This window comes from Pseudonocardia kunmingensis (assembly GCF_006716445.1).
GTDB classification, from domain to species: domain Bacteria; phylum Actinomycetota; class Actinomycetes; order Mycobacteriales; family Pseudonocardiaceae; genus Pseudonocardia; species Pseudonocardia kunmingensis.
This window is the reverse complement of sequence record NZ_VFPA01000001.1, coordinates 507,711-523,035: the sequence shown is the minus strand read 5'-3', so window position 1 is coordinate 523,035 and position 15,325 is coordinate 507,711. Positions and strand designations below refer to the sequence as shown.

Here is a 15,325-nt window from a genome sequence, read left to right as displayed (position 1 = left end):
AGGAACTGGGATCGCAGTTGTAGGTTCGGACGATGGACGCCGAGATTCGGCTGCTGCGCCGCACTGTGTGGCTGCAGAACGACCTCCTGCAGGCGCTCGCGGCCGACGACCCCGTCCACGCCCTCGTCGCCCGGCTCGCGGCGCTGAGCAAGGGCAGCGCCGTCCTCTACGAGGCCTCGGGCCGGATCGTCGCGAGCACCGGACAGGGGCCGCTGCGGCTCATCTGGGAGGAGATCGGCGCCCGGGAGGTGGCACCGCAGCAGTTCGCGGTCGGGCGGTGGGCCGTGGTCACGCGCCCGCTGCTACTGCGCGGAGCCGGCTACCGGCTGGCCATCGCGTCCCGCAGCCGGACGCTGGTCGACGAGGTCGGGTCGCTGCAGCTCGAGATGGCCGAACGGGTGCTGGCGGCGGCGAACGCCGTGCGGGCGCTGGCAATGGGGCAGGAGCGGGCGGAGGCGGCGCGTCTGATCTCGGCGCTGCGCGTCGGGATCCCCTCCTCACGGGTCCGCCAGACCTGGGATCGGCTGCGCCCGTTCCGCATCCGGGCAGGCCAGGACCTTCGCGTCGTCGCCGCCGCACCGGGCGCGGGCACCACGGAGACGGCGGATCCGCGACGTCCCTCCGACGCCCTGCTCGAGGAGGCCCACCTCGAGGGCGTCGGCGTGGTCCTCGCCGACGAGGACGACCCCGATGAGCACTCCACACCCCTCACGGCCGTGCTCGCCGACGGCCCGGCGGCTGATCGTTGGCTCACGCTGCTCGCCGGCACGCACGTCACGGGCGTGAGTGGCCCCTTCGGCGACCTCACCTTGTCGGCGCGTTACTTCGGCGAGGCGCTCACCGCCTGGCAGGTGGCCACCCGCAGGCGCGAACGCGGGGGCAGCGCGACGACCGTGCGGCTCGACGAGGTCGACTTCGCGACGTGGTTGCTGACCCGCCGCGACGACGCCCAGGTGGCGGCCCGCTTCGACCGGCACTTCGGGGCACTGGCGGCCCGGCCGGAGCTGGCAGGCACCGTGGTCACCTACCTGGCCTGCGACCAGGACGTGCGGCGCACGGCCGAACGGCTCTACGTGCACGCCAACACCGTCCGTTACCGGCTGCGGAAGGTCGAGCACCTCCTCGGCGCGCCCATCGCCGCGGCGGGCACCATCGCGAACCTCTACCTGGCCTTCCAGGACGAGGTCCTCGCGGCTGTGGTGGAACCGGGCGCGGCGGCGCGGCGCGCGTAGCATCGCCGACGTGACCGGCCCCTCCGACCTGCACCCGGTCGCCCCACCCACCCCTCCCGGGCGCGTGCACGCGCACACCGTGCTCGCCGACGCCGACGGCACCCCGTACTCCTCGCTGCGCCGGCGCCCGGTCGAGCGCGCCGAGCGGTACGCGCTGGGCAAGGCGCTGCGCAAGCGGGTGCCGCGCTCGTCGCTCGCGGACTGGGACCCGCCGGTCGACCGCCCCGATCCCGTCCAGATGATCATGGAGAGCCACGAGGGCCGCGTCGGCAGGCTGGTGCCGGTGCGGGTGGGGCGGATGATCGCCTCGCCCTACGGGTTCCTGCGCGGCACGGCGGTCGTGATGGCCCACGACGTGGCGCAGCTGCCGGCCACCGGCATCACGCCGGTCGTCTGCGGCGACGCCCACCTGGGCAACTTCGGCTTCTACGCCTCGCCCGAGCGCGACCTGGTGATCGACCTCAACGACTTCGACGAGGCCCACCCCGGCAGCTGGGAGTGGGACCTGCGCCGGCTGGTGGCGAGCATCTGGGTGGCCGGGCGGCAGAACGGCGCAGGCGAGGACGCGTGCGGCGTGGCGGTCACCGAGTGCGTCGCCGCGTACCGGGAGGAGGTCCGCCACCTCGCCGACCAGCCCCTGCTCTCGCGTTCCTACCAGCGCCTCGACGTCGACCGGCTGGCCAAGAGCAGCCCCAAGCCGCTGCGGGCCGAGGTGGTGCGCGCCGCCAAGCGCGCCCGGCACCGCACCAGCGACCGGGCGGTGCCGCGCTTCACCCGCCAGATCGAGGGGAGGCGGCGCATCGTCGAGGAGCCGCCGCTGATCACGCGCGTGCCCGAGCCCGACGCGGACCGGATCGCGGCAGCGCTGGACGACTACCTGCGCACCCTCGCCCCGCACTGGCAGCGCGTGCTGGGCGGGTACACGATCGTCGACATCGCGCACAAGGTCGTCGGCGTCGGCAGCGTCGGGTTGCGCGCCTACGTGGCCCTGCTCGAGGGCTCCTCGCCCGACGACGTGGTGTTCCTGCAGCTCAAGCAGGCCCGCCGCTCGGTCCTGGCGCGGTACGTGCACGGCGACTCCGCACTCCACGCCCACCAGGGGCAGCGGGTCGTCGAGTACCAGCAGGCGCTGCAGACCGTCAGCGACCCGCTGCTGGGCTGGACCACCGTCGGGGAGCGCCAGTACTACGTGCGCCAGTTCCGGGACATGAAGGGCGCCGTGGCCCTGGACGCCATCGACTCCGAGGCCCTCGACGACTACGCGGGCGTGCTCGGGCACCTGCTCGCGAAGGGGCACGCCCGCACCAGCGGGGCGTCGATGATCGCGGGCTACGTCGGGCGGTCGGACCGCGTCGACCAGGCCTTCCGCCGGTTCGCGCGCGCCTACGCCGACCAGACCGAGGCCGACCACGCCGCGCTGGTCCGGGCCGTGGACCGCGGGTTGCTGCCCGTCGAGCGGGGGGTGTGAGCCGTGCCCATCGGCGAGCTGACCGCTGTCCTGCCGTGGGACCGCGTGCGGAGCACGACGCGCCACCTCGCGCGCTCGCTCGGGCCGGCCGTCGGGCTGACGACGCCCGCGCTGCTGCGCCACCCGGTGTGGCGCTCCCGCGCGGTCGACGGCGCCGGCACCGGTGTGGTCGTCGTGCCGGGGTTCGGTGGCCTGGACGCCAGCATGGCCGTGCTGCGCCGGTGGCTGCAGCGGCGCGGCTACGTCCCCGCCGGTGCGGGGCTCGGCGGCAACGTCGGCTGCACCGCCGACCTGGTCACGCGCCTCGAGCGGCGCGTGGAGGAGCACGCGAGCGCGACCGGTGGCCCGGTCGTGCTCGTCGGGCACAGCCGGGGCGGCATGCTCGCCCGGATGATCGCGGCCCGGCGGCCCGACCTGGTCCGGGGGCTCGCCATGCTCGGCAGCCCCGTGCTCGACCCGCTCGACGCCCGCGGTCTCGCTCAGCTGCTGCTGCCCGCCCTCGTCGGGCTGTCGGCACGCGGCGTGCCCGGCCTGCTCGACGGCGACTGCCTGACCGGCGCGTGCGGCGACACGACGGCCGACGGCCTCGCGGCGCCGCTGCGGGTGCCCGCCGTCGCCATCTACTCGCGGGAGGACGGCGTCGTGGGCTGGCGGTCCTGCCAGGACCCCGAGGCGGAGTGGGTGGAGGTCACCAGCAGCCACACCGGGATGGGCACCGACCCGCAGCTCTACGCCGCGCTCGCCACCCGGCTCGCGGCCTGGACCTCCGCCACGCGCTGACGCCCGCGCCGGGGCCACCGCACCGCCGTCTACCGTTCGCCGGCCCGTGCAACGCTGGGCCGCGACGCCGGCCGCCGACGCCCCCCGTCGACGGGTCGCGTGGGCCGAATCGGGGGCGTGCGCGGAGACGGGGGGCGGGTTGCGGTGGGCGCGCCGTTCCCGGCTCGAGGCGAACTGCGTCACTCCGCGCCCAGGCGTCACTCGCAGTCGGCCCAGTGCCCTGCCCGACCGCCGGTGTCGGGGTGGCCCGGTTGGCAGAACTACCGGGTGACGTGGTCACCTGGGCAGCCGTCCCCGACATGGCCCCGGCCGGTCCACGACGAGACCGTCGCCGCCGGGTGCCACTTATCCGGCTGTGGTGCCGTTCCCGAACCCCTTCGACACGGTCCTACCCGACACCAGCAGATCACCCGGGCGCCCCGACCTCATGATCAGCAAGTCGGCGCGTTCCCGTGTTGAAAACGCCCGATAACGCGCCGACACCTCGATCATGACCGGCACACGGGTCACCAAGCACCGAGATGGCCGACGATCACAGCCTCAGAGGGTGCAACGGGACCACCGCCAGGTGCGCACCCACCCAGCACCCGCGGCCGGAGACCCATGACGTCGACCTGGTCGTGCACGGGCGCGTTCCGCGGAACGCGGGAACGGCCATCACCCCGGCGAGACGTACGTGAGCGCGGCCGCGAGGACCCTGATGTGCGACTCACACCGCACCGCGGCATGATCGCAGTCGGCGAACGTGTACGGTCGGCGCGCTCAGGCGCCCAGCTCCTCCACGCGTCCCGCGCTGCCCGCGTCGTAGCCGCCCAGCGCGGTGACGGCGGCGCGGACGTCCGGCTCGTGCAGCGCGGCCACCAACGGGGCCGCGGCGTCGAGCGCGTCGCCGGTGAGCACGACGTCGTAGTCCTCGCAGACCAGCGGCACGAAGTCCAGGTCGAGGTCGTGGGCCACCGAGCGGACGCCCAGCCCGGCGTCCACCACGCCCGAGGCCACCGAGAGCGCCGTCTCCAGGTGCGAGCCGGTCTCCGGGCCGCGCAGCGCGTCGGGGTCGTGGCCGGCGGCGAGCAGCAGCCGGTCGAGCAGCACGCGGGTGCCGGTGCCGTGCCGGCGCTTGGCGACGCGGAGCCCGGCCAGGTCGGCGGCCGCCGCGAGGCCGCGCGGGTTGCCGGGAGGCACGAGCAGACCCTGCTCGCGGCGCCAGAGGTGGATCAGGTGCGGCCGCAGGCCGCGCAGCAGCCCGCGCGCGAACGGGGCGTTGTAGGTGCCGGTGTGGTGCAGCAGGTGCACCGCCGCGCCGTCGGCGTACCCCTGTCGCACAGCGCGCAGCCCGCCGAAGCTGCCCTCCGTGCTCACCGGGCGCAGCCCGCGGCCCAGCCGGCGGATGACGACGTCGAGCGCGGGGTCGTCGCTGCCGGCGAGCCGGAACACCCGCTCGGCGTGCAGGAACCGTCGCGCGGCCACCGCCCCGTCCGGTGCCACGCGGGTGCGGCGCCGGTCCGCGGTGACGATCACGCCGGCGTCGGCCAGCGTGCGGACCGCGCGCCCGATCGTCGACGCGGTGGTGCCGAACCGCTGGGCGAGCTCCCGCACGCCGGGCAGCTCGGCGCCCTCGGCGAGGTCGCCGTCGCCGATCCGGCCCGCCAGGTCGGCGCAGATCTCCCGGTACCGCGTCACGCCTGCGGACTCTATAGTCCCGGTCTGTGCCAGCACAGATGCGCGCAGTTCTCGCCGGTGTCGTCCTGCTCGTGCTGGCGGCGTGCGGGTCGCCCGCGGAGGGCCCGGCGGCGGGCCCGTCCGCCGAGCGGTCCCTGATCCTGGCCACCACCACGAGCACGCAGGACTCCGGCCTGCTCGACGAGCTGCTCCCGGCGTTCACCGAGGCCACCGGGTGGGGGGTGAAGCCGATCGCCGTGGGCAGCGGGCAGGCGATCGAGATGGGTCGCCGCGGCGAGGCCGACGTGCTGCTGGTGCACTCACCCGCCGCCGAGGAGGAGTTCGTGGCCGAGGGCACGGCCGGGCGGCGGCTGCTCGTGATGCACAACGACTTCGTGCTGCTCGGCGCGGAGGCCGACCCGGCGGGGGTCCGGGGGCTCGCGGTGGACGAGGCGATGCGGCGGATCGCGGCGTCGGGGGCGGTGTTCGTCTCGAGGGGTGACGAATCCGGTACCCACGCGCGGGAGAAGTCGCTGTGGGAGCAGGCCGGTGTCGAGCCCGCGGGGGCGGGCTACCAGGAGACCGGCCAGGGCATGGGCGCCACGCTGCGGGTGGCCGCCGAGAAGGCCGGCTACACGCTGGCCGACCGCGCCACGTACCTCTCCCAGCCCGACGGGCTCGCGGTGCTCGTCGAGGGTGACCCCGGCCTGCTCAACGTCTACCACGTGATCGAGGTGACGACCCGCGCCGGCGACCGCGTGCAGCCCGAGGCCGCCACCGCGTTCGCCGACTGGATCACCGGCACCGATGCGCAGCAGCGCATCGGCGAGTTCGGGCGCGCCGAGTTCGGTCAGCCGCTGTTCGTGCCCGACGCGGGCAAGCCCGACCCCACCGGCTGAGCTGTCGTGGACGTCCTGCGCGACGGGCTGCTGGAGGCGCTGCGGCTGCTGCTCGGCGGTGACGCGGAGACCTGGGCGATCACCCTGCTGACGCTGCAGGTGTCGCTCACCGCCACGGCGGTCGCGGCCGCCGTCGGTCTCCCGCTGGGTGCGGCGATCGCGCTCGGTGAGTTCCCCGGCCGCAGGCTGCTGCTCTCGGCCGCGAACACCGGGATGGGCCTGCCGCCGGTGGTCGTCGGGCTGTTCGTCACGGTGCTGCTGTGGCGCAGCGGGCCGCTCGGCGGGCTCGGCCTGCTCTACACGCCGGCGGCCATGGTCGTGGCGCAGGCCGCGATCGCCACACCGGTCGTGGTGGCGCTGGTCGCCGCGGCGCTGCAGCAGGTCGACCCGGAGTTCCTCGTGCAGATGCAGGGGCTGGGCGCCACGCGGGCACGGGCGCTGCTGGCGCTGTTCGCGGAGGCGCGCCTGCCGCTGCTCGCGGCGGGGATGGCGGCCTTCGGCGCCGTCGTCAGCGAGGTGGGCGCGGCGCAGATGGTGGGCGGCAACATCGCGGGGGAGACCCGCGTGCTCACCACCGCGGCCGTGCTCGCCACCAGCCGCGGCGAGTTCGCGCTGGCCATCGCGTTCGGATTGGTATTGCTGCTCATCGCGTTCGTCGTGAACCTGGTGGCCACGATGGCGGGCCAGCGCGAGCGCGTCAGGTGAGCGGCCGGATCGGTTGCCGGGACCTGCGGGTCGTCGCGCGGGGCCGGGAGCTGCTCCACGTCCCGGCGCTCGACGTCGCCGCCGGTGAGGCGCTCGCCGTGCTCGGCCCCAACGGCGCGGGCAAGTCGACGCTGTTGCGGGCGCTCGGCCACCTCGGTGGGCTGCGGAGCTCCGGTGAGGTGCTGCTCGACGGGCGGCCCGCCGGGCCCCGGGAGCTGCGTCCCGCGGTCGCGGCGGTCCTGCAGCGGCCGATCCTGCAGCGGGGGAGCGTCGCGGCCAACGGCGCCGCGGGCCTGCGGATGCGGGGCGTCGGGCGCGCGGAGGCGCGGGAGCGCTCGGCGCCGTGGCTGGACGCGCTGGGCGTCGGGCACCTCGCGGACCGCAACGCGCGCACGCTCTCCGGCGGGGAGGCGCAGCGGGTGGCGCTGGCTCGCGCGCTCGCGCCCGAGCCGCGGGTGCTGCTGCTCGACGAGCCGTTCGCCGGGCTGGACGCCACCACGCGGGCCGACCTGCTCGCGGACCTGCGCGCGGTCCTCGACGGGCTGGACACCGCCGTCCTGCTCGTCACCCACGACCGGTACGAGGCCGCCGCGCTGGCCGGCACGACCGCGCTGCTCGTCGACGGGCGGATCCGCCAGCTCGGGCCGACCGCGCGGGTGCTCGACGAACCGGCCGACGTCGACTGCGCCCGGCTCGTGGGGTTCACCAACGTGCTCCCGGCTGCCGTGACCGGCCGGGCGGGGCTGCTCGTCGCGCGTCCGGAGCACTGCCGCGCGGTCCGCGACGGGGACGGTGACGTGCGGGTTCCCGGAACGGTGCGCCGGGTCGTGCGGCTCGGCGGGCCCACGCGCGTGGACGTGGACACCGCCGCCGGGACGCTGGCCTGCCTCGCCCCCGGCGACGGCGATCTCACGGCGGGCGCCGCCGCCGCGGTCGTCGTGGAGGAGTCGCAGCTGCGCACGATCCACAGCCCGACGAGCGGCACTCTCGTCGGTTAGGTGCCGACGGGAGTGCCGTTCGTCAGGCTGATTGGTGCTCGTCCCGTTCGCTGGACAGGTTCCGGTGGGACGTCTCGCCCAGGGCGACGATGCTCCCGACGCTCACCAGGCAGCACGCGGCGATGATCGCCGAGACCGCCCCCGTGCCCGCCGAGCCACTGAGCACCGCGGCGAACACGACCGGCGCGAGGCCCGCGCCGATACCGGCGATCTGGTAGCCCAGTGACGCGCCGGTGTAGCGCGACCGCGTGGGGAACAGCTCGCTGTAGAGCGCGGCCAGTGGCCCGTACATCGCGGCGTGCACCACGCCCTGCCCGAGCACGACCACCAGTACCAGGAGCGCAACCGAGCCGGTGTCGATCAGCGGGAAGATCAGGAAGCTCCAGCACGCCATCGCCACCGCGCCGGCGAGCACCACGGGGCGACGGCCCACCCGGTCGGACAGGGCCGAGAACCCGATGATCCCGGCGATCGCGGCCACCGAGGAGACCGTCAGCGCGTTGAGCACGGTCGGGCGCGGGAACCCGGCCTGGACGGCGTAGGCGATCACGAACGTCGTCAGGGTGCCCTGCGCGACGAACGCGCCGAACCCGACGCCCACCGAGAGCGCCAGGGTGCGGGGATGCCGGCGCAGCACCTCCACCAGCGGCGGGCGTTCCTTCCCCGGCGACGCGGCGGCGAACACCGGTGTCTCGTCGACCTTCGCGCGCACGAACAGGCCGATCACCAGCAGCACCGCGCTGAGCAGGAACGGGATCCGCCAGCCCCATGCGAGGAACTGCTCCTCACCGGTGGCGCCGGAGGCCAGCGCCAGCACCAGCGTCGAGAGGACCATGCCGCTGGGGGCGCCCGCGTTCGTGAAGCTCGCCCACAGCCCCCGCCGCGAGGTGGCGTGCTCGGCCGACATGAGCACCGCACCACCCCACTCGCCGCCGACCGCGACGCCCTGCGCGATCCGCAGCACGATGAGCAGCACCGGGGCCAACGCGCCGACCTGCTCGTACGTCGGCAGCAGGCCGATGAGCACGCTGGCGACGCCCATCAGCGCCATGGTTAGCACCAGCATCCGCTTGCGGCCGAGCCGGTCGCCGAAGTGGCCGAACAGGACGCCGCCGAGCGGGCGGGCGAGGTAGCCGGTGGCCAGCGTGCCGAAGCTCGCGACCGTGCCGACCAGTGGGTCGAGGTCGGAGAAGAACACCCGGTTGAACACCACCGCCGAGGCGGTGGCGTAGAGCAGGAAGTCGTAGTACTCGATGACGCTGCCGAGGTAGCTGGAGAGCACCGCCCGGCGCAGCTGGGTCTGTGGACGTCGATCGGTCATGCGGGTGGCCTCCCTGCCAAGGCGGGGTGCGCCCCGCGATCCGCTGCCGGGGAATGTAGGGATTCCTGTCACTCGCGTCAACGAGACGGATGGTGCGGATCCGGACCTACTGCGCCGGGCCGTTCGCCAGTGCCGTGCGGCAGCGGTTGAGGTAGTCGCGCAAGGCGGTACGTTCGGAGGCGGCCAGGTCGGCGAGCATCCGTTCCTCCAGCGCGCGCACCTGCGGTTCCACCCGCTCGAGCAGGGCCTCGCCCGCGGGGGTGAGGCTCAGCAGCAGGCGGCGGGCGTGGCGGGGGTCGCGGTGGCGGGTGATGAGCTCGCGGCGTTCGAGGGCGGTGACGAGATCGCCCATGGACTGCGGGGTGACGAAGGCGTTGCGGGCCAACTCGGCGCTGGTGAGGCCTGCGCGGCGGGCGAGCACGGTGAGCGCGGTGTACTGCAGCGCGGTGGTGCCCGACGGGCGCAGCAGGTCGTCGAGGTGCGCCCGCACCGCGAGCTCGACCTGCTTGACGGCGTAGAGCAGCGACGGCGGCGCGTGTTCCACGGAGCACCCCCATCTTGTCGTCCCGGCCCCAACAGAGTATGAGTAAGGATTCCTGTCACTCGTGAGGGGACACGTGAGGACCGCAGACGCTCCCGCAGGGCTCGGCAGCTGGCCGGCCCGGCGCGCCCGCATCGACCCGGACCGCCCCGCGCTCGTCGAGGGCGAGCGCACCCTGACCCACGCCGGGCTGGCCCGGCGCACCGCCCGGCTGGCCGGTGCCCTCGCCGCGCTCGGCGTGCGCCCGGGGGACCGCGTCGCCTACCTCGGCGTGAACGCCACCAGCGTCTTCGAGACGTTCTTCGCGACCTGGCTGCTGGGCGCAGTCGCGGTGCCGCTGAACTACCGGCTCGCGGGCGCCGAGATCCGGTACATGCTCGACGACGCCGGCGCGTCGGTGCTGGTCCACAGCCCGGACGCGGACGCGCTCCTGGCCTCCGCGCGGCCGCTGCCCGCCGGCGTGCGGCACCTGCTCGCCGTGCCGGGGGAGTACGAGGAGGCGATCGCGGCTGCGGAACCGCTCGCGGCGCCGCCCGCCGTGGGCCTGGACGCGCCCGCGATCCTGCTCTACACCTCCGGCACCACGGGCAGGCCCAAGGCCGCCGTGCTCACCCACGGCAACCTGACCTGGAACACGATCAACCAGCTGGCCCACGTCGACGTGCTGTCCACCGACCGGGCGCTGTGCATCGCCCCGCTGTTCCACTGCGTCGGGCTCGGGCAGGTCACGCTGCCGACGTTGTTCAAGGGCGGCAGCGTGGAGCCGCTGCCCGCCTTCGACGCGGGCGCCGTGCTCGCCAGGATCGCGCAGGCGCGGATCACCAGCTTCTCGGCGGTGCCGACGATGCTGCAGATGATGGTCGAGCACCCGTCGTGGGACGCGGTGGACCTCGGCTCGCTGCACACCGTGCTCTACGGCGGATCGCCGGTGCAGGAACGGGTGGCACGGGCCTGGCTCGAGCGCGGCGTCCGGGTCCGGCAGGGCTACGGCATGACCGAGGCCTCGCCCGGTGTGTACATGGTGCCCGGGGAGGGCGGCACCGAGCGCCCGGTGTCGGTGGGGGTGCCGCACTTCTACACCGACGTCGCGATGCTGCGCGACGGCGAGGTGGGGCCGCTCGCGGGCGAGCCGGCCGAGCTGCTGGTCCGCGGCCCGCACGTGTTCGCCGGGTACTGGCAGCGGCCGCAGGAGACCGAGGCCGTGTTCGTCGACGGCTGGTTCCGCTCGGGTGACGTGCTGCGCGTGGCCGACGACGGCTGGGCGGACGTCGTCGACCGGGTGAAGGACGTGATCATCTCCGGCGGGGAGAACATCTACCCGGCCGAGGTCGAGGCGGTGCTCGTGCAGCTCGACGACGTCGCGGACGCCGCGGTGGTCGGCGTACCGGACGCCCGGTGGGGAGAGGTCGGCGTCGCCTACGTGCAGCCCCGGCCCGGCGCCGTCCCGCCCGAGGCGCAGCTGCGGGCCCACATGGAGGCCCACCTCGCCCGCTTCAAGATCCCGAAGTACGTCGAGCTCGTCGACGCGCTGCCCCGCAACGCCACCGGCAAGGTCCGCCGGGTGGAGCTGCGGGAGCGGGCGGCGGCGACCGTTCCCCCGGAAGGACCCGCATGACCGACGAGCACGAGCACGTCCGCCCGTTGCTCCCGCCCACGCTGCGCAGCGAACGCCACGGCGCGGACGGGGAGATCGCCGTCCTGCGCCTGGCTCGGGCGGCCAAGCGCAACGCCCTGGACGACGCGACCGTGCTGGGCATCGAGTCGTACTTCACGACCCTGCCGGCGGACGTGCGGGTGGTCGTGCTCGCCGCGGACGGCCCGCACTTCTCCGCGGGGCTCGACCTCTCCGAGCTCGTCGAGCGCGACGCGTTCTCCGGGATCGCGCACTCGATGATGTGGCACCGCGTCTTCGAGCGGATGGAGCGCGGGCGCGTACCGGTGATCGCGGTGCTGACCGGCGCGGTGATCGGCGGCGGGTTGGAGCTGGCGTGCGCCGCGCACGTGCGGGTGGCCGAGCCGAGCGCCTTCTACGCGCTGCCGGAGGGGCAGCGCGGGCTGTTCGTCGGCGGTGGGGCCTCGGTGCGGCTGCCGCGGCTGATCGGCACCCACCGGATGGCGGACATGATGCTCACCGGCCGCGTGCTCGACGCCGAGGAGGGCCACGCCCTGGGCATCACGCAGTACCTCGCCGACCGGGGGGAGGGCCTCGCGCTGGCGCTGGAGCTGGCGGAGAAGGTGGCCGCCAACTCCCCGGTCACGAACTTCGCCGTGCTGCAGGCGCTGCCCCGCATCGCCGAGGCCGCCCCCGACCAGGGGTACCTGATGGAAGCGCTGATGGCGGCCGTCGCCGGCGCCGACGCCGAGGCCCAGGACCGGATGCGGGCGTTCCTGGAGGGCCGCGCCGCGAAGGTGGGCCGCGGATGACCCCCGTGACGCGCGTGGCCGTGATCGGCACCGGGGTGATCGGGGCGAGCTGGGCGACGCACTTCCTCGCCCACGGCCTCGAGGTGATCGCCAGCGACCCGGCACCGGACGCCGAGGCGCGCCTGCGGGAGTCGGTCGGCGTCGCGCAGGACCGGCTGGCGTTCACCGCCGACCCGGCCGAGGCGGGCGCCGCAGCCGACTTCGTGCAGGAGAGCGCCCCCGAGCGGCCCGAGCTCAAGCACGCGCTGTTCGCGACCCTGGACGCCGCGGCCCGCCCGGAGGTGGTGCTGGCCAGCAGCTCCTCGACGCTCCTGCCGAGCGCCCTCGCCGACGCCTGCACGCGGCACCCGGAGCGCGTGCTCGTCGGGCACCCGTTCCACCCGCCGCACCTGGTGCCGCTCGTCGAGGTCGTACCGGGCGGGGCCACGGCGGAGGCCGCCGTGGAGGCGGCGATGGCCTTCTACGCGGGGGTCGGCAAGAAGCCGGTGCGGCTGCGCCGCGAGCTGCCCGGCCACCTCGCCAACCGGCTGCAGGCGGCCCTGTGGCGGGAGGCGTACGCGCTCGTGCAGAGCGGTGCGGCGAGCGTCGCGGACATCGACACCGCGATCGCCTACGGCCCGGGCCTGCGCTGGGCGCTGCTCGGACCGCTGGCCACCCAGCACCTGTCCGGTGGCGCCGGCGGGCTGGCGCACGTGCTCGCCCACCTGGGCCCGCCCACCGAGGCGATCTGGCGCGACCTCGGCGAGCCGGAGATGACGCCCGAGCTCGTCGCCGACCTGGTGGCGGGCGTGGAGGAGGAGCTGGGCGGCGCCGACCCCGTCGCGCTCGCCGCCCGCCGCGACGCCGCCCTGCGCGCCGTGCTCGCCGCCAAAGCCGACCTTCCCTAGGAGCCCCCGTTGGACATCGCCGCCCTCGACGCGATCGACGTGCACGTGCACGTCGAGCAGGACAGCCACGGCTGCTTCGCCCTCGACCAGGAGCTGATGGACGCCTCGGCGGCCTACTTCCGGTCCGGCCAGGACCGCACCCCGACGGTCGCGGCGATCGCCGAGCACTACCGGGAGCGGAACACGGCTGCGGTGATCTTCACCGTGGACGCCACGGCCGCGACCGGGCACCCGGCGCTGTCCAGCGAGGAGATCGCCGACCTCGCCGCCGAGCAGGCGGATGTGCTGATCCCGTTCGGGTCGGTCGACCCGCACGCCGGGAAGGCGTCGGTCGCGCGGGCCCGGCGGCTGGTCACCGAGCACGGCGTGCGCGGGTTCAAGTTCCACCCGAGCATGCAGGCGTTCGAACCGAACGACCAGCGCCACTACCCGCTCTACGCCGCGATCGCCGAGCTGGGCGTCCCGGCGCTGTTCCACACCGGTCAGACCGGCATCGGCGCCGGCCTGCCCGGCGGCCACGGGATCAAGCTGCGCTACTCGGCGCCGATGCTGCTCGACGACGTCGCCGCCGACTTCCCGGAGCTGACGATCGTCATGGCGCACCCGTCGGTGCCGTGGCAGGACGAGGCGATCTCGATCGCCACGCACAAGGCGAACGTCTACATCGACCTGTCCGGCTGGTCGCCGAAGTACTTCCCGCCGCAGCTGGTGCGCGCGGCGAACGGCCTGCTGAAGCACAAGGTGCTGTTCGGCTCGGACTTCCCGGTGATCACGCCCGACCGCTGGCGGGCGGACTTCGCGAAGTTGGAGATCAAGGACGAGGTGCGCCCGCTGATCCTGAAGGAGAACGCGGTGCGGATGCTCGGTCTGGCCTGATCCGCGGGGCCCGTAGAGTGCCCGTCCGTGATGGCGGACGGGGGTGCGGTGCGGCCGGTGGACGAGGGTGTCTCCCGCCGTCTCAAGGCGCTGGCGTGCACCGCGCCGCTGCACGACCTCGACGCCCGCAAGTCCCGCCTCGACTGGCTCGACGCCTCCCGCTACCAGATGGCGGAGATCGCGTTGCAGGCCATCGACCAGGTCACCCTCGCGATGGACTTCGACCACGGCGCCGACCAGGCGCAGGTGGTGCGGCGGTTGCGGCCCTTCGTCGCGGCGCAGGCACCGGCCGCCCCGCCGGGGGAGCACGAGCGCGTCGGGCACTGGGTGATCGAGAACCTGATCAACGTGGGCAGCCTCGACCGCGGGTTCCAGGCCGACTACGGCAGCGTCGACGCCGAGGGGCGCTACGTGCGCCGCCGCTTCGACTTCAAGCTGCTGGTCGAGGTCGCCGCGCCGGACGGCGAGGTGTACCTGCGCTCCTCCGACGAGGCGATCAACGTCCTCGTCGGAGCGCTGGACACCGACGTCGAGTCCGCGCAGGTCGCGGCCGAGGTCAAGCTGGAGAACCTGATCAGCCGCGGCCGGCTGGGGGACGCCCGGCTCGCCGCCGAGCAGGCGCGCTACCGCACCGTGCAGTACGCGGAGGCGCTGCGCCAGAAGCTGGACGCCACCCGCCGTGACGTCCGGACGGTCGACTGGCTCACCGCCGTGCCTGCGTTGCTCGACGAGGCGCTCACGCACATCGAGTCCCGCTACCGCGCGGAGACCGCGATCCTGGCCAACATCGCCGACGCCCGCGACGAGGCCACCGAACCGGGTCGCCGCCGGCAGGCCGCCGAGCTGGTCGACGTCGTCAACGACTGCATCCAGCGCCACACGCAGCTGCAGGCGCGGCTGCAGGAGGCGGGAGCGACGTTCCGCGCCGAGCAGGACCGCCAGCAGTTCAGCGGGCGGCCCCAGCGCGGCGCGATCGACGTGTTCGGTCAGCTGCTGCGCCCCTGCCTGGCCCTGGACACCGTGACGGCCACCGGGCCCGCCTCGGCGTTCTTCAGCGCGGGCGCGGGCGTGCGGGTGCCGAGCGTGCCGAGCCTCACCGGGCTGGTGGAGACGTTGCTGACCCCGCCGGTGGAGCGGGACCCGCTCGGCCAGCCGGTGGTGGAGCCCGACCTCGAGCCCGCCGCCGCGGAGCGGTTCGGCGAGCGCGCGTGGTCGCGGGCGGCCGCGGTGCTGGACGAGGTCCCGGTGCGCCGGCTCTCCGAGCTCCTCGCGCAGGCCCGCGACGTCGACCCCGACCTGCCCGCGCTCGTGGTGCTGCGCGTCGTGCACGGCGTCGGCTCGGCCATCGGCACCGCGCGCAACCACGGCGACCCGCGCGTCCTGCTGGCGCTCGACGACGGCACCGTGCTGCGCGACCCCGAGTTCGGCGGGTCCGACCTGCTCGTCGCCACGGCCGACGTGCTCCCCGAAGCAGAGGGCATCGAGCAGGAGAGCGACGTGCAGGAGGAGGTGGCGTGAGCCGGGAGGTGTCGGCC

At 74.8% G+C, this 15,325-nt stretch carries 14 protein-coding genes; 11 read left to right on the top strand and 3 right to left on the bottom strand.

All coding sequences use genetic code 11. The features are described 5' to 3' along the window. The first annotated feature begins 32 nt into the window (after positions 1-32). The 3 genes from FB558_RS02435 to FB558_RS02425 are packed head-to-tail and all read left to right on the top strand — an operon-like array spanning position 33 to position 3,480. Positions 33-1,232: a PucR family transcriptional regulator gene (locus tag FB558_RS02435; RefSeq protein ID WP_142047685.1), complete on the top strand. Its 1,200-nt coding sequence runs from the start codon at positions 33-35 to the stop codon at positions 1,230-1,232. 10 nt (positions 1,233-1,242) lie between these two features. Continuing rightward, positions 1,243-2,700, top strand: a complete 1,458-nt coding sequence (locus tag FB558_RS02430) for a DUF2252 domain-containing protein (RefSeq protein WP_246106217.1) — start codon at positions 1,243-1,245, stop codon at positions 2,698-2,700. Positions 2,701-2,703: 3 nt separating this feature from the next. Continuing rightward, positions 2,704-3,480 carry an alpha/beta fold hydrolase gene (locus tag FB558_RS02425; RefSeq protein ID WP_246106216.1) on the top strand — a complete coding sequence of 259 codons (777 nt, stop codon included), beginning with the start codon at positions 2,704-2,706 and terminating at the stop codon, positions 3,478-3,480. 762 nt (positions 3,481-4,242) lie between these two features. On the opposite strand, the gene FB558_RS02420 is transcribed toward FB558_RS02425, so the two are convergent. Continuing rightward, on the bottom strand, positions 4,243-5,160 hold the full coding sequence (locus tag FB558_RS02420; RefSeq protein WP_142047684.1) for a substrate-binding domain-containing protein: 918 nt from the start codon (positions 5,158-5,160) through the stop codon (positions 4,243-4,245). Positions 5,161-5,186: 26 nt separating this feature from the next. Between FB558_RS02420 and FB558_RS02415 the strand changes: the two genes are divergently transcribed. From FB558_RS02415 to FB558_RS43045, 3 genes are read left to right on the top strand one after another with little or no spacing between them, the layout of a single operon-like run. Further along, the gene (locus FB558_RS02415) at positions 5,187-6,038 is read left to right on the top strand and encodes an ABC transporter substrate-binding protein (RefSeq protein WP_211366023.1); all 852 of its coding nucleotides are present in this window, start codon (positions 5,187-5,189) and stop codon (positions 6,036-6,038) included. A 6-nt stretch (positions 6,039-6,044) separates the two neighbouring features. After that, a complete protein-coding gene (locus FB558_RS02410; RefSeq protein ID WP_142047682.1) occupies positions 6,045-6,743 on the top strand; it encodes an ABC transporter permease in 699 nt (232 codons plus the stop codon). Continuing rightward, on the top strand, positions 6,740-7,741 hold the full coding sequence (locus tag FB558_RS43045) for an ABC transporter ATP-binding protein (protein ID WP_170231158.1): 1,002 nt from the start codon (positions 6,740-6,742) through the stop codon (positions 7,739-7,741). Before FB558_RS02410 ends, FB558_RS43045 begins: the two co-directional genes overlap by 4 nt. A gap of 22 nt (positions 7,742-7,763) precedes the next feature. On the opposite strand, the gene FB558_RS02400 is transcribed toward FB558_RS43045, so the two are convergent. Further along, the gene (locus FB558_RS02400) at positions 7,764-9,062 is read right to left on the bottom strand and encodes an MFS transporter (protein WP_142047680.1); all 1,299 of its coding nucleotides are present in this window, start codon (positions 9,060-9,062) and stop codon (positions 7,764-7,766) included. Positions 9,063-9,168: 106 nt separating this feature from the next. Continuing rightward, positions 9,169-9,606 carry a MarR family winged helix-turn-helix transcriptional regulator gene (locus FB558_RS02395; RefSeq protein ID WP_246106215.1) on the bottom strand — a complete coding sequence of 146 codons (438 nt, stop codon included), beginning with the start codon at positions 9,604-9,606 and terminating at the stop codon, positions 9,169-9,171. Between the two features lie 73 nt (positions 9,607-9,679). On the opposite strand from FB558_RS02395, the gene FB558_RS02390 reads away from it, so the two are divergent. From FB558_RS02390 to FB558_RS02370, 5 genes are read left to right on the top strand one after another with little or no spacing between them, the layout of a single operon-like run. Next, positions 9,680-11,218, top strand: coding sequence for an acyl-CoA synthetase (locus FB558_RS02390; RefSeq protein ID WP_142047676.1), 1,539 nt, complete (start codon positions 9,680-9,682; stop codon positions 11,216-11,218). Then, positions 11,215-12,027 carry a crotonase/enoyl-CoA hydratase family protein gene (locus FB558_RS02385; protein WP_142047674.1) on the top strand — a complete coding sequence of 271 codons (813 nt, stop codon included), beginning with the start codon at positions 11,215-11,217 and terminating at the stop codon, positions 12,025-12,027. The genes FB558_RS02390 and FB558_RS02385 overlap by 4 nt, the downstream gene beginning before the upstream one ends. After that, positions 12,024-12,914, top strand: coding sequence for a 3-hydroxyacyl-CoA dehydrogenase NAD-binding domain-containing protein (locus FB558_RS02380; protein WP_142047672.1), 891 nt, complete (start codon positions 12,024-12,026; stop codon positions 12,912-12,914). The genes FB558_RS02385 and FB558_RS02380 overlap by 4 nt, the downstream gene beginning before the upstream one ends. A 9-nt stretch (positions 12,915-12,923) precedes the next feature. Next, the gene (gene couO, locus FB558_RS02375) at positions 12,924-13,790 is read left to right on the top strand and encodes a 4-hydroxyphenyl-beta-ketoacyl-CoA hydrolase (protein WP_142047670.1); all 867 of its coding nucleotides are present in this window, start codon (positions 12,924-12,926) and stop codon (positions 13,788-13,790) included. 30 nt (positions 13,791-13,820) lie between these two features. Continuing rightward, a complete protein-coding gene (locus tag FB558_RS02370; RefSeq protein ID WP_142053585.1) occupies positions 13,821-15,308 on the top strand; it encodes a hypothetical protein in 1,488 nt (495 codons plus the stop codon). Positions 15,309-15,325 lie beyond the last annotated feature (17 nt).